Genomic DNA, 17,707 nt, shown 5'->3' with positions numbered 1-17,707 from the left:
TGACGTGACGTGACGTCAGCCGCCGCCGCGCGACACCGTTGATCACTCGCCCGCGCGGGCATAGGTTTCCGTGCATGACGAATCTTCGGATCGGTGTGATGTACGACCGCGACTGGGCTCCGGAGGAGTTGCCCGGGTTCGCGCGGGAGGTCGAGGCGCTCGGCGCGGACGACCTCTGGGTGGTCGAGGATCTCGGGTGGAACGGAGGTGTGTCGGCCGCGTCCGTCGCGCTCGGGGCGACGCAGCGGCTTCGGGTGGGCATCGGCATCATGCCCGCGCCGTTGAGGAGTCCGGCGTTGCTGGCGATGGAGATCGCGACGCTGGCCCGGGTGTTCCCGGGGCGGCTCGTGGCCGGCATCGGGCACGGGGTGCCGGAGTGGATGGCGTCGGTCGGCGTCGCGGCGCGGTCACCCCTCGCTCTGCTGGAGGAGACGATCGCATCCGTGCGCGCGCTGCTGAGGGGGCAGCGCGTCGAACTGGACGGACGCGAAGTGCGCCTGGACGGCATCTCGTTGGTGCATCCGCCCGCGGAACCGCCGCCCCTGGTCGCGGGTGTGGTGCGGCCCCGCTCACTGGAGCTGTCCGGGCGGGTCGCGGACGGCACGCTGATCGCCGAGGGGCACGGGCCGCGCGACCTTCAGAGCGCTCGGGCTCTGATCGACAAGGCCGGCGCCACCGCCGACCACACCCTGACGGTGTTGGCCTTCTGTTGTGTGGGCGACGACGCCGACCAGGTGGCGCGGGCCCTGCGGCCTCAGGTCGAGGGGCAGGGCGCCTGGCTGGGCCGCCCGCCCGAGCAGGTCTTCACCGTGTCGGGCGGGGCGGCGGAGGCCGCCGGACGGGTCCGCGAGCTGGCGGAGGCCGGTGCGGGCACGGTCGTGTTGCGGATGGCCGGTCCCGAGCCGGTCCGGCAACTGGGGGACGTGCTCAGGGCCTTGGGCCGCTAGGCCGTGTCCGCACAGCCCCTCCTGCCGCGCGACGCCGGGCACGCTCCCCCCACTGCCTTGAGGGCGTGGGAGGTGCCCCCACTCGCCGCACCGCACCTACGCCTCATGAGCCGCGACGACGCCGCCGACCGCTGAGTCGTCGCCGCGCACCATCACACCGGGTCCGCTTCGTGCGCCGGCACAACGCTGAGCCGGCCACCCACGATGCCTTGTCCGCGGGGCCCACTCGCCCCCAGAAGTGCGGGCGCCGGCACGAAGACGCGACCGCGCCGACGTGGGCAGCCTGACGCCCGGCCCGACCACCCAGGCATTCGCGTGGACGGGACCGCACATCGTTCGATGTAACTCCCGATCATGGAAGACGCATCGACGACCAGTGAGAACCTGGCCGAGCACGAGGCTGTCCCGTCGGCAGCGGTGGTGTCCGCGAAGGCCGTGAACGACCAGCTGATCGACGAGCTGGTCAAGGCGTCGGGCGGCCCGGCCCGTGTCGCCGGAGGCCAGCGAGGCTCGCACACCTGCATCAGCGGCACGGGAGCCTTGCGCGTGGCGGACGCCTGCATCGTCACCCGGAGGCCCTCGGAAAGCGTCAGTCCACCTTTGGGGCGGCTCGAAGCATCTGCTGGAAGAGTGCCGCAACCTGGGCTGTCAGCTCGGTGGCGTTGGAACCGCACGCGGCCGACATCGCCTCCAGGGGGCCGTCGATGGCGAGCATGGCCAGCCCGGCTCCCAGCGACCAGACCATGGTGACCAGCGGAGCGGGGTCTCCCTGCGGCGCGGTGCCGTCGCGCTGGGCGGCCTGCACCGTGTCGGTGGCCAGCTGTATGCCCTCCTGCGCCAACGCCTCGGCCGTGGGGTCCTTGGCCGTCTGGGACAGCTCCGGCCGGTACATCAGCCGGGCATACCCGGTGTGTACGCGGGCGAAGTGCACGTACGCCTCAATCATCGCTCCCAGCGCCTCGACCGGCGTACCGGCGTTGTCGTGAGCCGCGCGCAACTCGGTGACCAGGAGATCGAAGCCCCGGGCGGTGATGGCATGGAGCAGCGCCGCACGGTCGGGGAAGTGGTGATACGGCGCCCCAGGACTCACCCCGGCCTCCCGCGCGACCCGCCGGAGACTGACCGCGCCGATGCCCTCGGCCTCGATCAGTTGGAGGCAGGCGGTCATCAGCTCCTCGCGCAGGGCACCGTGGTGGTAGCTGGACTTGGTTTCGCTGGAAGACACCTCTTGAGTCTAGAGCCCGCCTATCTATACAGTGCTTACATTCTAAACAGCGATTAGATTGGTGAGTGTGCTCATGAAGGTTCTGGTCACCGGCGCCACCGGATACCTCGCCGGACACTGTGTCGCCGAGCTTCTGACCCACGGCTATTCCGTACGCGGCACGGTGCGCAACCTCCGCACCGCGGACCTCGCCCATCTGCGTGCGCTCGCCGCGCAGACGGCCGGCCAGCTGGACTTCGTCGAGGCCGACCTGACCGACGACGCCGGCTGGACCGAGGCGGTCGAGGGGTGCGGGTACGTCTGGCACGTGGCGTCGCCGTTTCCCACCAGCGTCCCCAGGGACGAGGACAAGGTGATCCGCCCCGCGGTCGACGGGACACTGCGGGTGCTGCGGGCCGCCCGGTCCAGTGGCTCTGTCCGCCGCGTGGTGCTGACCTCTTCGGGGGCAGCTGTGCACCACGGGCATGACGACGACCGCATCTTCACCGAGATCGACTGGACAGACCTGAGCAAGGCAGGCCCGTATGCGAAGAGCAAGACACTGGCCGAGAAGGCGGCGTGGGACTTCGCCGGCGAGTCCGGACTGGAGCTGGTCGTACTCAACCCGAGCACCGTACTCGGACCGATACTGAACGCCGATGTCAACACCTCGGTGGAGCTGATCCGGCGGATCATGCGGGGTACGCTGCCGTTCCTCCCGAGGATCGGCTGGGACATCGTGGACGTCCGTGACCTGGCTCGCCTGCACCGGCTCGCCATGGAGACGCCTTCGGCGGCAGGCAACCGGTACATCGCCGCCGGGCAGTTCATGTGGGCCCGCGAGATGGCGTCCGTACTGGCGGGTCTCTATAGGCCGCGCGGCTACCGGATCGGGACGAGCACGATGCCGTACTGGTTGATGTGGCTGGTCTCCCGCTTCGATCGGAGCAGCCGTCTGGCACTCACCTTCTGGGGGCGTATGGATCGCAGCAGCGCTGCCAAGGCAGAGAAGGAACTGGGTTGGACCTGCCGGCCGCCGTCCGAGGCTGTCCTCGACACCGCCGCCAGCATGATCGAGCTGGGGGTGGTCCCCCGCCGCTGACCTACATCCCAGGCGGGGCCCAACGCCGCTGCTTGAAGAGTGCAAGCAGCTCCTCTCCCAGGCACGGTGACCGCCGGAGGGCCGGTTCGTTGACGGACATGCATCCGTGGATCGGAAATCCGGGACCTGGCCGGGCGAGGACAGAGGCAATCGGCACATGCGGAAGGCGAATGGGCGGCACCAGTTGCCATGACGCCCCTGATCAAGAGGCCGGCGCCGGCCCTGCGAACGATGACAGCGCCGGAGCCGTGAAGTACGTCACCGACACAGCGACTGACGCAGCGAAATCATCATGTCCGACCGTGAGCACCTTGCACAGGTACTCGTTTACTTGATGATTCCCTGACGATTCCCGACGGCAAGCCCAATACGCTTCCGACTGCCCAGTGAGCTCCTTCAACCTGGCTCCAACTCGGCTCTGGGCGCAGAAGTTACGTCAGGTAAAGCACACGAACTCCTCACCCCGCTCGCCACCGACCGAGCCATCCTCCAGGTCGCGGCAGCCGACCCGACGCACTCCTCCAACTCGCCGCCGGGCCAGGTACAGTACGACGCCGATTCCATGGACGTCGCCGCCCTGACCGCGGAGGTGATCGAGGAACTGCGTACACAGGCGCCCGAGACCGAGATCACCGATGACCTGCCAGATCACTCGGTGCCGGGGTACGAGATGGCCGGCAACGAGGCCCTGTTCCGCAGCATCGCGGCCCACCTGCGGCAAGACCGCCGCCTCCCAAGAAGCGACGGTCACACTCACGTCGTTCCACGCCCGTCACCCAGAGTCCCCGTGCACCACCGCGAGTGCGGTGTCGCGATGCGCGTCGTGCTCGGCGAGTCGGGCGACGAGCGATGCCCGTACGTCTTCGTAGGTGTCGGACCCGAGGGGGAGGCGCAGCGGCGTGGCTCCGGAGTCGACGAGATCGATCATGGCCTGCGTGATCTTGTGCGGGTCGTTCGGCAGGGGAAAGGCGCCCGATGCGATGGCGCGCCGCACCTCACCTGCCGGGGTTCTCTCGTACTCCGGCATCACTGGCGCGGTGTCGAGGGCACTGGCGAATCCGGTCGGTGTCGCGCCGGGTTCGACGATGGTCAGGCCGATGCCGAACGGCGCGATCTCGCGAGCCACCGTCTCGCAGAAGCCTTCGAGTCCCCACTTCGAAGCGTGGTAGTAGCCGAAGTTGGGGTAGGTGGTCTGACCGCCGGCGGTGGACACCTGCATGATGCGTCCGTGCCCCTGGGCGCGCAGCTGGGGCAGGGCTGCGCGGATGACGTGGATCGACCCGACGAGGTTGGTGTCGATCACGCGTTGGATCTGTGCGTCAGTGGCCTCTTCCACCGAGGCGAAGACGCCGTAGCCGGCGTTGTTGACGACCACGTCGATCGTGCCGAGCGCTTCGAAGGCGTTGGCCACGACCCGGCGGACCTGCGCGGCGTCGGTGACGTCGAGCCGGGCCGACCAGAGGCGCTCACCGTACTGAGCACGCAGATCGTCCAGCGTCTCGGGCCGGCGCACGGTCGCGGCGACCCGGTCGCCGCGGGCCAGCAGGTCCTCGGTGAGCAGGCGCCCGAAACCCGAGGAAGTGCCGGTGATGAACCATGTGGTTGACATGGTGCTCCTTTCATCGATTACGCCCACGCTAGGAGTTCAAGTCGACTTGAGGGCAAGCTCGTAAGGTGGTGAGCATGACGAATGCCGAGACATCCGTCCTGAGTATCGGTGAGGTCAGCGCACTCACCGGCCTGCCAGCACACACCCTGCGCTTCTATGAGCAGGAGGGACTGCTCACCGCCGTACGGCGCAACGCGGCCGGGCAGCGCGTCTTCACCGATGAGGACGTGGCCTGGCTCAAGGTGTGCGTGAAGTTGCGCTCCTCCGGCATGCCACTGCCGGAGATCCGCCAATACGCCCAGCTGGCGCAGGAAGGCGACGGTACCGTGCCGCAGCGTTTCGAGATCCTGCGGCGACACGAGGCGAAGGTGCAGCAGCAGATGGCGGACCTGCAGGAAGCCCTCGACGTCATTCGTACCAAGGTCGAGATCTACGCCCGGCACCTCGCGGCCGGCACAGCGGACCGCCTGTGGCGTGACGGCCCCGGCTGCGACTAGGTACCCGGCACAGGGAAGGATCTCGGCGCGCGCGGTGCGAGCGGTGCGCACGCGCCGGGCGCGCATCGCGCTGGGCAGACCACACGACATCGGTACGCTCGGTGCGCCGGCGACGCCGCCGGCCGTGGACAGAGGGACTGGCCGCCGTAGCAGGAAGAACCCCGGACGTCGTCACGGGGGCCCAGTCCCTCACTGTCGGGCTGTTCCAGGTCTCCAGGCGGCTGCGCAGGCGCAGCAGCACGCACCGCGTTCTGGCGCGTCCACGTGATCGCCATCCTGTGCGCTGCCGTGTCCGGAGCCACCACGGCGCTGAGGAACTCCATGCGGTCAGCTGCTCCGGCGCGCGGCCGCCGTGTGACGTCGGCTCCCCGCGGCAGCCTGACGCATTGGTGTGACTCAGCGATCAGCCGGCACTGGGACGTCACCCTCCTCACACCGCCCACGCCCGGTAACCCGCATGGCGGTCTCCCGCATCACTCGCCGCAGCCACCGGTGCGCCGGGTCACCGTCGACCCGGGGATGCCAGGCGATGCCGTAAGGGAAGGGCGGAAGTTCCTCCGGGGCTTCGGCGACGCGATAGGCAGGGTCGCCGGCGTACGCGAGGACGGCGCGGCGCGGGAGGACCGCGATCAGTTCGGTGCCCGGCAGTGCGGCCGCCGCCGCGGAGAAGAAGGGCACGCGCAGACCCACAGGGCGGCGCAGCCCGTATTCGTCCAGTCGGCGCTCGACCATGGCCTGGCCCATGCCGAAGAGGTCGACTACGACGTGTGGATACGCGATGAAGTCGTCCATGGACAACTGGTTCCCGGTCAGGGGATGGTCGCGGGGCAGCAGGCAGGCGAAGCCCTCCTCGAACAACGTCTCCCACCGCAGCGCACGCGGTGCCACGACACCGGAGATGACCATGTCCGCGCGGCCCTGCTCGACATCGGCGAAGGACTGATCACTCAGGGGTGCCACGGTCAGCGAGATACCTGGGGCCTCGCGGAAGAAGCGCGGGAAGAGGATCGGACCGAGTTGCGATGTGGCGAAGTCGGTGCAGTGAACGCGGAAGTGGCCGTTCGCCGTCGCGGGATCGAAGGCATCTCCTCCGCGCAGCAGCGCTTCCAGGCGAGGAAGGAGTTCGGCAAGCTCCGACTGAATCTGCTGTCCCCGTGGGGTCGGTTCGTACCCGCCCCGCGTGCGCACCAGGAGTTCGTCGCCGAACGTCTCCCTGAGTCGATGCAGGACGCGGCTCATCGCCGACTGGCTCAGATGGAAACGGTCGGCGGCTCGCGTGACGTGCCGCTCCTCCAGCAACACCGCGAGTGCTTCGAGCAGGTTCAGATCCGCGTTCCGCAGATGTGACATGGCCACAGCGTATGCAGTTCCATGCAGGCAACGCATAAAGGTCCCTGCTTCCGGAGCACGTCATGCGCTCAGCACATGGCCCGCATGCTCTCTTTGCGTTGGACGACTGCTTTCTCTTCGGGTCAGGCTCGATTCAGTCTCGCCGACCCGGGATACACAAGGAGCAACTCATCCATGTCCCCACACAGCAGGCGCAGCGTATTGAGATCCGGAGGCGTCGCAGCGGCCGCAGTGATGGTTCCCCTTTCGGGAACCGAATCGGCCACCGCGCTGCCCGCGGCCCCGCGAGCGGCACAGCCCCGAACGGCCGGCAACCTCACGCTCAAGATCAACGGTACCGAACACCGGCTTCCAGGAGTCGAGGCCCGTGTCACCCTGCTCGACGCGCTGCGCGAGCACGCCGGACTCACCGGCACCAAGAAAGGCTGCGACCGGGGGGAGTGCGGGGCCTGCACGGTGCTCGTCGACGGCCGGCGCACCAAATCGTGCCTGACCCTGGCCATGATGGAGGAAGGCCGCTCCATCACCACCATCGAAGGACTTGCCCAGGGGGAGCAACTCCACCCGGTGCAGGAGGCGTTCATCCGCCGGGACGCCTTCCAGTGCGGCATCTGCACACCGGGACAGATCATGTCCGCGGTGGCGTGCATCGACGAGGGCCACGCCAACTCCGAGGACGAGATCCGGGAGTGGATGAGCGGCAACCTGTGCCGGTGCAGCTGCTACCCGAACATCGTCGACGCGGTGGCCGACGTGGCGAAGGCGGGGCGGCGATGAGGGACTTCGCCTACGCCCGCGTGAACCTGGCCGCTGAGGCCGTACAACTCGTCGCCCGCAGTGCCCACGCCACTTTCGTCGCCGGCGGCACGGATCTGCTCAACCTGATGAAGGACGGCGCCGAGGAGCACGACCTGGTCGTCGACATCAACCGCCTGCCGCTCCATGACATCGAGGAGTCGGGGAACAGGTTGCGTATCGGCGCCCTGGCCAGGATGGCGGACGTGGCCCTGCACCCGGTGGTCCGCAAGCGTCTGCCCGTGCTGTCCCAGGCGCTGCTCGCCGGAGCCTCCCCGCAGATCCGCAACATGGCCTCGATCGGGGGGAACCTGCTCCAGCGCACCCGCTGTTGGTACTTTCGCGGAGAGGACTTCGCCTGCAACAAACGCGAGCCAGGAAGCGGCTGTGCCGCACTGGAGGGTCGTAACCGCCGGCACGCGATCCTCGGCGGCAGCGACCACTGCATCGCCGTTCACCCTTCCGATCTCGCGGTCGCCTTGCGCGTCCTGGACGCCACGATCCACACGCTCGGCCCGGACGGCGCACGGACCATCCCCATGGCCGGCCTCTACCGCGCGCCGGATGACACTCCGCACATCGAGAACGCGCTGCGGCACGGCGAACTCATCACCGCGGTCGAGGTGCCCTTGCCGGCCCCGGGTAGCCGTCAGCGCTATCTGAAGGTGCGCGACCGCGCCTCCTTCGAGTTCGCGGTCGTGTCCGTCGCCGCCGTGCTCCGTCTGAACGGCCGGGCCGTCGAGGAGGCCCGTCTCGCCTTCGGAGGTATCGCCACCCGCCCCTGGCGCTCCTCCGAGGCGGAAGCCGCCTTGCGGGGCCGGGCACTGACCGAGCGCAGCATCGCGGCTGCCGGACACGTTCTGGTCCGGGACGCCCGGCCACGAGAGGACAACGAGTTCAAGGTCGAGCTGGTGCAGCGCGCGCTCCAGGGCACGCTCGGCCGTTTCTTGGGAGGTTCCCGATGAGCACCGACGTCGTCGGCCGCCCCCTGTCCCGCGTCGAGTCCCGGCTCAAGGTGACAGGCGCAGCCGAGTACACCGCCGACGTGAGGCCACCCCGCCTGACCCACGCGTACCTGGCGATGAGCACCATCGCCCGCGGCCGGATCACCCGGATCGACACCCAGGCCGCCGAAGCGGTGCGCGGCGTGATCGCCGTCTACACCCACGAGACCATGCCGCGTTTGACGCAGCCCACTTACCGTGGCTACTTCAAGTCGTTCATTCCCCTCCAGACTCCGGAGATCCACCACGCGGGCCAGCCCGTCGCCTTCGTGGTCGCGCAGACCCTGGAACAGGCACAGCGGGCGGCGGAACTGATCAAGACCGAATACGAGGAATCGGGCGCACCCGAGGGCGAACTGGCCATGGGCGAGGTGTTCCGACCGCCTTCCGGGCCGGACGGTCCCAACACTTTCCGGCGCGGCGACGCGGCGGCCGGCATGGCCGAGGCCGACGTTCGGATCAAGGCCGAGTACACCATCCCCATGCACCACCACAACCCCATCGAGCCCCACGCCACCACCGCCGCGTGGGAAGGTCCGAAGGTGACGGTGTACGAGACCACGCAGGGAGTGGACGGCACCCGGCAGGTCGTCAGCCAGGCCCTGGGGGTCGCCCTCGCCGATGTCCAGATCATCTCCCGCTACCTCGGCGGCGGCTTCGGCTCCAAGGGCCCCGTCTGGCCGCACACCGTCCTGACCTGCGCCGCCGCCCGCGCGCTCGGCCGCCCGGTCAAGCTCGTGCTGTCCCGCGCGCACATGTTCACCTCCAACGGACACCGCGCCCAGACACACCAGCGAATCGAGTTCGGCGCACGCCGCGACGGCCGTATCACCGCGCTGAACCACGTCATCACCCAGCAGGTCACCCGCGAGGACGTCGCGCTGTTCAACAGCAGCGAGCCGATCCGCATGCTGTACGACATCCCCCACCTGTCCAACGAGCAGCACGCCGTACGCCTGGATCTGGCCACCCAGAGCTTCATGCGCTCTCCGGAAGCGTGCACCAGCCACGCCCAGGAAGCGGGGCTCGACGAACTCGCGTACGCCCTGGGCATGGACCCGGTCGAGCTGCGCGTACGCAACTGGAGCGCGCGGAACATGGAGAACGGCGAGAAGTGGGGCAGCAACCACCTCCGTGAGTGCTACCGCCGCGCCGCGTCGATGTTCGGCTGGTCCCGGCGCGACCCCCGACCCCGCTCGATGCGCGACGGCGGTGAACTCATCGGCTGGGGAATGGCCACCTCCGCGCACACCGCGGGCGGACGGCCCGGTGCCGGTGCCCGGATGACGCTGGGCACCGACGGCAAGGTGCTCATCCAGGTCGGCACCCAGGACAACGGCACCGGCACGTACACGATCATGACGCAGATGGCCGGAGAGGTGCTCGGCGTGCCCGTCTCCGACGTGACCTTCGAACTCGGCGACAGCGCCTTTCCCTTCAGCTACGCTTCCGGCGCCTCCACCACCGCGCCCGGGGTCGGCAGCGCCGTCAACCGCGTGTGTACCGCCGCCCGCAGGGCCGTCATCGGCATGGCCGTGGCTCAGCCAGGCTCCCCGCTGCGCGGCGTCCCCGCCGACCGCGTGGACACCGCTGACGGCCATCTCTTCGATACCGCCGACCCGCGCACCCGGGTGAGCTATCGCTCGGTGGTCGGTCACGGCGGCAAGCCCTTGACCTTCCAGGTCGAACCCGTCGACACCCCGCTCGGCTACTCGATCGGCGCCGTCTTCGTCGAAGTCCGCGTCGACCCGCTCCTCGGCCGGGTCCGGGTGACCCGCGTGGCCGGCTGCTACGACCCGGGCACCGTCCTGAACCGCAAGACCGCGCGCAGCCAGGTCCTGGGCGGCGTGATCTGGGGCATCGGTTTCACGCTCTTCGAGCACACCCTCGTCGACCCCGCGACGGCGAGGATCGCCAACTCGAACCTCTCCAGCTACCTGGTTCCGGTCAACGCCGACGTCCCCGACATCCAGGTGCAGTTCATCGACGAGCCCGACCCGGCCAGCGACGCCCTGGGCGCCCGCGGCTTCGGCGAGACCCCCATGACCGGGGTCACCGCCGCCATCGCCAACGCCGTCTTCCACGCCACCGGCAAGCGCGTGCGCGACCTGCCCCTCACCCAGGACAAGCTGCTGTGACGGGCCACGACGGCGCCTGGGACGCCTTGTACGGGGCATGGGGTGGACCTCATGCGCGGGTCGCTCGCCTTCGACGGGCTGATCATCAGCGATGACCTCAAGGCACCGAGCACCACGCATGGCCGCAGCCTTGTCGATACCGTCTTCGCGAGCATCCTGCTTGCCGAGACGGTCAAGGGCGCGTGACCGAGCCAACTCACGCGTGCTCGCGCAGCCGCACACCCAGCGAGCCGGGTCGACCGAGCCGTACAACCCGGCGGTCGCCGCTGAGCGGGCTGCCACCGCGGTGGCCATCTTCCTGGGGCGCCTTCAGCACCGGTGCGGCCGGGCAGCGCGGCCACGGCGGCGGCTGCTCGGCTCCGGCGGACCCTCCGGGCGACACCACGTCGCCCTGCCCGTCCACCTCTCCGAGGGCGGGACCGCGTCAGCCGCCGCTCCCGCGTCAGTCACCCCGCAGGGCTGCCTCTTCCCCGTGCGTGCGCGGCTGCCGGTAGGGCCGTACCGCGCGGCGCGCGATGGCGAACCTGTGTGTCTCCGACGGGCCGTCGTAGATCCGGAACGGCCGCACCTCCCTGAGCAGCCGGGCCAGCGGGGCGTCGGCGGCCGAGATGCCGAGCGCTCCGCAGATCTGCACCGCGCGGTCGACGACCCGGTTCACCGCTTCCGCCACGAAGGTCTTGGAGATGGAGGTGAGTTGGGAGGCCGCGGCGGACCCCGTGTCCAGCTCCCAGGCGGTACGCAGGATCAGGGCCCGGCTCGCCTCGATGTCGATCTCCGAGTCGGCCAGCATCTGCTGCACCATGCCGAGGTCTCCGAGGACGGAGCCGAACGCCGTGCGGCTCCCCGCCCGCTCCAGCGCGACGTCCTGGGCGCGGCGCGCGGCTCCCAGCCAGCGCATGCAGTGCGTCATCCGGGCGGGACCGAGCCGGACCTGGGCGCCCGCGAAACCACCGTCCACCGCCCCGAGCACCTGGTCCTCGCCCACCACGCAGTCCTCGAAGACGATCTCGCTGTGCCCGGCGAAGAGCCCCTCGTCCAGGGTCTCGATGTCGCGGACGATGCGCATGCCGGGGGTGCCTGCGTCGACCAGGAACATGGTGGCGCCGCCGGGGTCCCCGGGGCTGCCCGAGGTGCGGGCCATGACGATGGCGAAGCCGGCGCCGCGGGCTCCGCTGATGAACCACTTGTGCCCGTCGATGCGCCAGCCGCCCGGCACCCTGGTGGCAGTGGTGCGCAGCGACCGGGGATCGGCACCGGCTCCCGGGGCCGGTTCGGTCATCGCGAAGCAGGACCGCGTGTCGCCGGCGGCGAGCGGACGCAGATAGCGCTCCTTCTGTTCCTCCGTGGCCACCTGCTCCAGCAGGTGCATGTTGCCCTCGTCCGGGGCGGCGCAGTTCAGCGCCAGCGGACCGAGCAGCGAGTACCCGGCGGCTTCGAACACCGCCGCCTGTCCGCGCAGGTCGAGCCCGTGGCCGCCCCACCGCACGGGCACGTGCGGCGCGAACACGCCCGCGTCCCGGGCGGCTTTCTGCAGGGACTCACGCAGCGCCGCGGGAGCGTCGTGCACGGACCCGCCGCACTCGCGCTCGGCCGGGATCACCACGTCGCGTACGAACGCGGTGGTGGCCTTGGCGAGTTGGGCGACGGCTGGATCGACGTCGAACTGAATGGGCACGGGACCTCCCGCCGACGGGCGTACGGGCACCGGCGCCCGCCGCGTCCTAGAAACTGTACAGCGTCTTCAGTATCTTGCTGAGCGCCCGTCCTGTGAGGCGGAGAACGACGGGAGCTGCGCGCCCATGAGCCGTCCCACGAACACCGACCCGGTCCGGGTCGTCCGCCACCGCGACGGAGTCGTCGAACTGAGACTGGCCGATCCCGGCCGGGGCAACGCCCTCGACCTGCGGACGGCCGAGGCGCTGCGGGACATGACCGCCCAGGTGGCCGCGGATCCGGGCGGCGCGGTGCTGCTGCGGGCGGAGGGCGCCAACTTCTGCGTGGGCGGCGATCTGCGCGCCTTCGCGGGGCGCGGCACGGAGACCGGCGCCTACGTGCACGCCGTGGCGACCGCGGCGCACGCGGCGGTACTGACGCTGCACGGCCTGCCCGTGCCGGTGGTGACCGCCGTGCGCGGCGCGGCCGCGGGCGGCGGGATCGGCCTCGCCCTCGTCGGCGACCTCGTGCTGGCCGCCCGGTCGGCGCGGTTCCGGCTGGCGTACACCGCGATCGGACTCACCCCGGACTGCGGCGCGTCCTGGCTGCTGCCACGCCTGGCGGGCCCCCGTCTCGCCTCGGACCTGATCCTGACGAACCGGGTCCTGACCGGCGACGACGCGGAGCGGTACGGTCTCGTCTCGCGGGCCGTCGACGACGGCGAGCTGGACGCGGCCGCGCACGGCGTCGCCGCGGAACTGGCGGCCGGCGCCGCCCAGGCGCTGGGCGCCGCGAAGGGCCTGCTGCGCGGCGACGACGGGCACGGGCTGCGCCGTCACCTGGAGGAGGAGGCCCGGCTGATAGCCGCCCTGGCGGACGGCCGGGAGGCGCAGGACCGCATGGCGTCCTTCCTGTCCGCCCGGAGCCGATCCCGAGCGGGCGACGGCCCGGCCGGGCCCAGGCAGCCGGAAAGTGTTTCTTGATTTCCTCTTCACTAACAGGCCCGCCGGAGCGTAACCTCCGGGCAACACAGAACCGAGGCACCGGGCACCACAGCGCCGGGGAAAAGGTGTGGCGATGCGATCTGCTGCCGTGGACGGGACGGACTCTCTCGACGAGCCCCTCACCGAAGCCGTCGTGGACCTCGTTCTGCGCGGCATGTGGCGCGGCAGGCCGGAGTCCGAGTACCGCTTCCTGGCGGACGCCGGGCTGGCCATGGTGAAGGGCCCCATGGTGCTTCCCACCGAGCGCGCCAGGACAGTCGCCGCGCAGGCCCTGCGGATCTCGGCGGGATCCGCGCAGGAACAGCAGATCACCGCGGCGTACGAGGCGTTCCTGCCGGTCAACCGCAAGATCCGCGAGGTGTGCACGGCATGGCAGTGCCGCCCAGACGGCACCGCCAACGACCACTCCGACAGCGTCTACGACGCCGGGGTGCGCGAGTCGCTGGAGGACGTGCACGAGGCCATCCAGCCCGTGCTGCGGAGGCTGGAGCGGGTGCTGGAGGGCAGCGGACGCTACCTCACGGACCTGGAGGCCGCCCTCGACCGCTTCGACGAGGGCGCGGTGGAGTGGCTGGCCTCGCCGCTGTGCGACTCGTACCACACGGTCTGGATGCGGCTGCACCAGGAACTGCTGCTGGTGCTGGGGATCAGCCGGGCCGAGGACGAGGCTCTCGAGGAGAAGCTGGTCGCAAGGAGCCGGGGTTGAGCGTCACCGACCGCGAGGCGGGTCCCCTCGCGGCGTCCGAGGCGCCCGGCCGGGTGCTGGTGCCCTACGGCCAGGGACGCATCCGGGGGCTCGACTCCGACGAGCTGGGCGCGCACGGCACGGCCATGGACCGGCTGGTGGCCCTCGGGCTGCCGGTGGTCCCGGGACTCACGGTGCCCGCCGGCGCCTCCGCCTCACTGTGCGAGCCGGGCACCGCCCGGGCCGCCGTCGAGCTGGTCGAACAGCTCTCGGGGCGGCGGATCGGCGACGCGGGCCGGCCGTTGCTGCTGCGTCTGTCGGCGAGCGCGCCGACCGAGATCGCCGGGCTTCCGCCCGACCTGGCCTGCCTCGGGGTCACCCCCGCGGACGCCGACGCCCTGTGTGCCGTCATCGGGCGCGAAGAGGCGCTGTACGAGGTGTGGGGCGCCACCGTACGGATGATCGCCGAGTACGCCCTCGACGTACCGGCGCACGTGCTGGACGACGCCCTCCTCGACACGACCGACCCGCGGGAGCGGGTCGAGGCCCTGCTGTCCCTGGTCGCGGAGCACGGCGCCGGCCCCTTCCCCGAGGACCCGGCGGACCAGCTGGCGCTGGCCGCCCGGGCGCTGCTCCAACGCTGGGACTCACCTCGGGCGAAACGTTCGCGCCGCGCCCAGCGGCTCCCCGCGGATCTGGCCGTCGCCCTGCACGTGCAGGCGCTGCGCATCGGGCCGGCGGACCACTCGGGCTACGGCACGGCGGTCAGCCGCCACCCCGAGACCGGCCGTTTCTCCCCCCAGGGCTCGTTCTTCCGCGGTGTGCGCCGCAGCGCCCCGCCGCCGCACGCCGGCGAACCACTGGACCGGCTCGGGGGCGCGGCGGCACTCCTCGAGCACTCGCTGCTCACCCTGGAACGCCATCTGCACGCCCCGGTCTCGGTCGACTTCGAGGTGCGCGACGACGAGATCTCCCTGCTCGCCGCCTCGGCGCAGGCCCGCCCGCCGCTGCGTGCCTCGGTGTGTCTGGCCGCCGACCTGGCCCGGGACGGGGCGCTCGGCCCCGAGGAGGCGGTACGCCGGATCAGCCCCGCCCAGGTGCAGGAACTGCTGCACCCCCAGCTCCGGCTGACCGGCGACGAGGACCTGCTGGTACGCGGGCTGCCCGCCTCCCCGGGCGCGGCCACCGGCGCGATCGTCCTGTCCAGTGAACGTGCCCTCGAACTGGGCGCGGACGGCACACCGGTCGTGCTCGTGACCCACGAGACGACTCCGGCCGACGTCCCCGGGATGCTGGCCTCCGCCGCCGTACTGACCGGCAGCGGCGGCATCGCCTCGCACGCCGCGGTGGTGGCACGCGGCGCCGGCAAGCCGGCGGTGTGCGGTGCCGAGGGACTGCGCGTGGACCGGGCCGCCGGCACGGTACGCATCGGGGACCGTCTGCTGCGGGAGGGCGATCCCGTCTCCCTGGACGGCCGTACCGGCGCCGTCTACGCGGGCACGCTGCGCGTCAGTGTCGCCGGGCCGCCGCCCGAACTGTCCACCCTGCTGGGGTGGGCGGACGGCGCGCGCCGGCTCGGTGTGCGGGTCAACGCCGACACCGCCGCCGAGGTGGACACCGCCGTCGCCCTGGGAGCGGAAGGGGTCGGGCTGTGCCGTACGGAGCACCAGTTCCTCGGCGACCGGCTGCCGCTGATCCGCCGGGTGATCCTGGCCGCCGACGCCACGGCACGCGACGAGGCGCTGTCGGCGCTGGAACGGGCCCAGCACGAGGACTTCCACGCCCTGCTGACCGCCGTCGGGGACCGCCCGGTGACCGTACGGCTGCTGGACGCCCCGCTGCACGAGTTCCTGCCCGCCCCGGGGCAGGCCCAGGACGCCGCCGAGGAACACCGGGCCGCCGCGCTGCGCGAGGCGAACCCGATGCTCGGGCTGCGCGGTGTGCGCCTGGCCCTGCTGCACGAGCGGCTGTACCCGGCGCAGGCCGAGGCGCTGTTCGCCGCGTGGGCCGACGTCACCGCGGCCACCGGTCTGCGGCCCGAGCTGGAAGTGATGATCCCGCTCGTGAGCCTCCCCGAGGAACTGGCCGCCGCCGCCTCGTACGTACGCGGGGCCGCCGACGCGGTCGCCGCCCGCACCGGCGTCGAGGTGCCGTACCGGCTGGGCACGATGATCGAGACGCCACGGGCCGCGCTGCTGGCCGGGGAACTCGCCGAGCACGCCGAGTTCTTCTCCTTCGGCACCAACGACCTCACCCAGCTCACGTACGGGTTCTCCCGGGACGACGTGGAACGCCAGGTGCTCTCCGCGTACCGGGACCGCGGGTTCCTTACGGCCAGCCCGTTCGCCCGGCTCGACCCGCACGGGGTGGGTGCCCTGGTCGCCCTGGCGGCTCAGCGGGCACGGAGCGTACGGCCTGGGATCAAGCTCGGGGTGTGCGGTGAGCACGGCGGGGACCCGGAGTCGATCGCCTTCTGCGACGGACTCGGACTCGACTACGTCTCCTGCTCCCCGCATCGCGTGCCGGTCGCCCGCATGGCGGCCGCGCACAGTGCCCTGCGGGAGCAGCACGACGACAGCGGGAGCAGACCATGACGAGCACCATGACCGACGGCCCGGCCCTGTCGGACGCCGAACTGGACGACCTGCGCGCGACCGTGCGGTCGGTGTGCGCGGACGCGGGCGGCACCGCCGCCGTGCGCCGGCTGCCCGAGCACTCCCTGGGCGTCGACACGGAGCTGTGGGACACCCTCGGCCGGCAGGTCGGACTCGCGGCCCTCGGACTGCCGGAGTCGGCCGGCGGTCTCGGAGGCCTCGCCGAGATCGCCGCCGTCTGCGAGGAGCTGGGCAGGACGCTGGCACCGGTGCCGCTGCTGTCCTCCACCGTGCTGGCCGGGCAGGTCCTGGCCGGCTGCGGCACGGCCGAGGACGCGCTCGCCGAGCTGGCCGACGGCTCCGTGCACGCCCTGGCGGTGGCCGCGGCCGACGGGGTGTGGCGGCCGGACGCCGTTCCGGTGGCCGTCACCTGGCGGGGCGGTGTCCCGGTCCTGGACGGCACCGCACCGTTCGTCCTCGACGGCGCCGACGCCGCGGCGCTGGTCGTGGCCGCCACCGGGGCCGACGGCGTGGACCTCTTCCTCGCCGATCCGCGGGAGCCGGGCGTCACGGTACGCCGGGTGCCCACGCTGGACCTGAGCCGGGGGCAGGCGGTGGTGAGCTTCTCCGGTGCGCGGGCACGGGCCCTGACCGCCGGGGGCGAGGGCACGGAGGTCGTCAGCCGTGCCCTGGACGTGGCGCTGGTCGCACTGGCCGCCGAGCAACTCGGCGGCGCGCAGGCCGCGTTGGACATGACGGTGGCCCATGTGCGGGACCGCACCCAGTTCGGCCGGTCCATCGGCAGCTTCCAGGCGGTCAAGCACACGTGCGCCGACATGCTGCTCCAGGTGGAGGCGGCACGGTCGGCGGTGGTGCGCGCGGTCCGGGCGGCCGGCTCACCCGCGGCGGCGGCCGAGGCGGCGGCGGTGGCCCAGGCGTGGTGCGGCGAGGCGTTCCTGTCCGTCGCCGCCGAGTGCGTCCAGCTCCACGGCGGCATGGGCTTCACCTGGGAGCACGACGCCCACCTGTACTTCCGGCGTGCCCAGTCCGACGCCGTCCTGCTGGGCGGCGCGGCACACCACCGGGAGCGGCTGGCCGGACTACTCGGCTGGTGACGTGGAAGGC

16 protein-coding genes are annotated in these 17,707 nt (G+C 71.4%); 11 read left to right on the top strand and 5 right to left on the bottom strand.

Annotation, left to right across the window (positions count from 1 at the left end; translation table 11 throughout):
• Positions 1-74: 74 nt before the first annotated feature.
• Complete coding sequence (locus tag ACZ49J_RS14985) at positions 75-947, top strand: LLM class flavin-dependent oxidoreductase (RefSeq protein ID WP_467448194.1); 873 nt, start codon at positions 75-77, stop codon at positions 945-947.
• Between the two features lie 589 nt (positions 948-1,536).
• Here the strand turns inward: ACZ49J_RS14985 and ACZ49J_RS14980 are convergent.
• Positions 1,537-2,172 carry a TetR/AcrR family transcriptional regulator gene (locus ACZ49J_RS14980; RefSeq protein WP_467448192.1) on the bottom strand — a complete coding sequence of 212 codons (636 nt, stop codon included), beginning with the start codon at positions 2,170-2,172 and terminating at the stop codon, positions 1,537-1,539.
• Positions 2,173-2,245: 73 nt separating this feature from the next.
• Here ACZ49J_RS14980 and ACZ49J_RS14975 point away from each other — a divergent pair, with 73 nt between their 5' ends.
• The gene (locus ACZ49J_RS14975; protein ID WP_467448294.1) at positions 2,246-3,253 is read left to right on the top strand and encodes an SDR family oxidoreductase; all 1,008 of its coding nucleotides are present in this window, start codon (positions 2,246-2,248) and stop codon (positions 3,251-3,253) included.
• 436 nt (positions 3,254-3,689) lie between these two features.
• Here ACZ49J_RS14975 and ACZ49J_RS14970 read toward each other — a convergent pair whose 3' ends face one another.
• Together ACZ49J_RS14970 and ACZ49J_RS14965 are read right to left on the bottom strand one after the other, a co-directional pair.
• Positions 3,690-4,010, bottom strand: a complete 321-nt coding sequence (locus ACZ49J_RS14970; RefSeq protein ID WP_467448191.1) for a hypothetical protein — start codon at positions 4,008-4,010, stop codon at positions 3,690-3,692.
• A 15-nt stretch (positions 4,011-4,025) separates the two neighbouring features.
• Positions 4,026-4,862, bottom strand: a complete 837-nt coding sequence (locus ACZ49J_RS14965; protein ID WP_467448190.1) for an SDR family oxidoreductase — start codon at positions 4,860-4,862, stop codon at positions 4,026-4,028.
• 74 nt (positions 4,863-4,936) lie between these two features.
• Here ACZ49J_RS14965 and ACZ49J_RS14960 point away from each other — a divergent pair, with 74 nt between their 5' ends.
• Positions 4,937-5,359, top strand: a complete 423-nt coding sequence (locus ACZ49J_RS14960; RefSeq protein ID WP_467448188.1) for a MerR family transcriptional regulator — start codon at positions 4,937-4,939, stop codon at positions 5,357-5,359.
• Positions 5,360-5,755: 396 nt separating this feature from the next.
• Here the strand turns inward: ACZ49J_RS14960 and ACZ49J_RS14955 are convergent, their stop codons facing one another.
• Positions 5,756-6,709: a LysR family transcriptional regulator gene (locus tag ACZ49J_RS14955; RefSeq protein WP_467448187.1), complete on the bottom strand. Its 954-nt coding sequence runs from the start codon at positions 6,707-6,709 to the stop codon at positions 5,756-5,758.
• A gap of 234 nt (positions 6,710-6,943) precedes the next feature.
• Here ACZ49J_RS14955 and ACZ49J_RS14950 point away from each other — a divergent pair, with 234 nt between their 5' ends.
• The 4 genes from ACZ49J_RS14950 to ACZ49J_RS14935 are packed head-to-tail and all read left to right on the top strand — an operon-like array spanning position 6,944 to position 10,832.
• Positions 6,944-7,486, top strand: coding sequence for a (2Fe-2S)-binding protein (locus tag ACZ49J_RS14950; protein WP_467448186.1), 543 nt, complete (start codon positions 6,944-6,946; stop codon positions 7,484-7,486).
• Entirely contained in the window at positions 7,483-8,469 is a 987-nt protein-coding gene (locus ACZ49J_RS14945) for an FAD binding domain-containing protein (RefSeq protein WP_467448184.1), read from the top strand. Before ACZ49J_RS14950 ends, ACZ49J_RS14945 begins: the two co-directional genes overlap by 4 nt.
• A complete protein-coding gene (locus ACZ49J_RS14940; RefSeq protein ID WP_467448183.1) occupies positions 8,466-10,646 on the top strand; it encodes a xanthine dehydrogenase family protein molybdopterin-binding subunit in 2,181 nt (726 codons plus the stop codon). Before ACZ49J_RS14945 ends, ACZ49J_RS14940 begins: the two co-directional genes overlap by 4 nt.
• A 42-nt stretch (positions 10,647-10,688) precedes the next feature.
• Positions 10,689-10,832: a hypothetical protein gene (locus tag ACZ49J_RS14935; RefSeq protein WP_467448182.1), complete on the top strand. Its 144-nt coding sequence runs from the start codon at positions 10,689-10,691 to the stop codon at positions 10,830-10,832.
• A 256-nt stretch (positions 10,833-11,088) separates the two neighbouring features.
• Here ACZ49J_RS14935 and ACZ49J_RS14930 read toward each other — a convergent pair whose 3' ends face one another.
• Positions 11,089-12,321 carry an acyl-CoA dehydrogenase family protein gene (locus ACZ49J_RS14930; RefSeq protein WP_467448181.1) on the bottom strand — a complete coding sequence of 411 codons (1,233 nt, stop codon included), beginning with the start codon at positions 12,319-12,321 and terminating at the stop codon, positions 11,089-11,091.
• A 124-nt stretch (positions 12,322-12,445) separates the two neighbouring features.
• On the opposite strand from ACZ49J_RS14930, the gene ACZ49J_RS14925 reads away from it, so the two are divergent.
• The 4 genes from ACZ49J_RS14925 (at position 12,446) to ACZ49J_RS14910 (ending at position 17,697) form a co-directional block, all read left to right on the top strand.
• Positions 12,446-13,282 carry an enoyl-CoA hydratase/isomerase family protein gene (locus ACZ49J_RS14925; protein ID WP_467448179.1) on the top strand — a complete coding sequence of 279 codons (837 nt, stop codon included), beginning with the start codon at positions 12,446-12,448 and terminating at the stop codon, positions 13,280-13,282.
• A 94-nt stretch (positions 13,283-13,376) separates the two neighbouring features.
• The gene (locus ACZ49J_RS14920) at positions 13,377-14,009 is read left to right on the top strand and encodes a hypothetical protein (protein WP_467448177.1); all 633 of its coding nucleotides are present in this window, start codon (positions 13,377-13,379) and stop codon (positions 14,007-14,009) included.
• Positions 14,006-16,582 (top strand): putative PEP-binding protein, encoded by a 2,577-nt coding sequence (locus ACZ49J_RS14915; RefSeq protein ID WP_467448176.1) that lies wholly within the window; start codon positions 14,006-14,008, stop codon positions 16,580-16,582. Before ACZ49J_RS14920 ends, ACZ49J_RS14915 begins: the two co-directional genes overlap by 4 nt.
• On the top strand, positions 16,579-17,697 hold the full coding sequence (locus ACZ49J_RS14910; RefSeq protein WP_467448174.1) for an acyl-CoA dehydrogenase family protein: 1,119 nt from the start codon (positions 16,579-16,581) through the stop codon (positions 17,695-17,697). Before ACZ49J_RS14915 ends, ACZ49J_RS14910 begins: the two co-directional genes overlap by 4 nt.
• Positions 17,698-17,707: the final 10 nt, after the last annotated feature.

Source organism: Streptomyces sp. NPDC030840 (genome assembly GCF_055572015.1).
This window is presented reverse-complemented; position numbering and strand designations above follow the sequence as displayed.

Bases quoted from the DNA above. Each gene is read 5' to 3' on its own strand.
- ACZ49J_RS14985 (WP_467448194.1), top strand. From the start codon at position 75: ATGACGAATCTTCGGATCGGTGTGATGTACGACCGCGACTGGGCTCCG.
- ACZ49J_RS14975 (WP_467448294.1), top strand. From the start codon at position 2,246: ATGAAGGTTCTGGTCACCGGCGCCACCGGATACCTCGCCGGACACTGT.
- ACZ49J_RS14965 (WP_467448190.1), bottom strand. From the start codon at position 4,862: ATGTCAACCACATGGTTCATCACCGGCACTTCCTCGGGTTTCGGGCGC.
- ACZ49J_RS14960 (WP_467448188.1), top strand. From the start codon at position 4,937: ATGACGAATGCCGAGACATCCGTCCTGAGTATCGGTGAGGTCAGCGCA.
- ACZ49J_RS14955 (WP_467448187.1), bottom strand. From the start codon at position 6,709: ATGTCACATCTGCGGAACGCGGATCTGAACCTGCTCGAAGCACTCGCG.
- ACZ49J_RS14950 (WP_467448186.1), top strand. From the start codon at position 6,944: ATGGTTCCCCTTTCGGGAACCGAATCGGCCACCGCGCTGCCCGCGGCC.
- ACZ49J_RS14945 (WP_467448184.1), top strand. From the start codon at position 7,483: ATGAGGGACTTCGCCTACGCCCGCGTGAACCTGGCCGCTGAGGCCGTA.
- ACZ49J_RS14940 (WP_467448183.1), top strand. From the start codon at position 8,466: ATGAGCACCGACGTCGTCGGCCGCCCCCTGTCCCGCGTCGAGTCCCGG.
- ACZ49J_RS14925 (WP_467448179.1), top strand. From the start codon at position 12,446: ATGAGCCGTCCCACGAACACCGACCCGGTCCGGGTCGTCCGCCACCGC.
- ACZ49J_RS14920 (WP_467448177.1), top strand. From the start codon at position 13,377: ATGCGATCTGCTGCCGTGGACGGGACGGACTCTCTCGACGAGCCCCTC.
- ACZ49J_RS14910 (WP_467448174.1), top strand. From the start codon at position 16,579: ATGACGAGCACCATGACCGACGGCCCGGCCCTGTCGGACGCCGAACTG.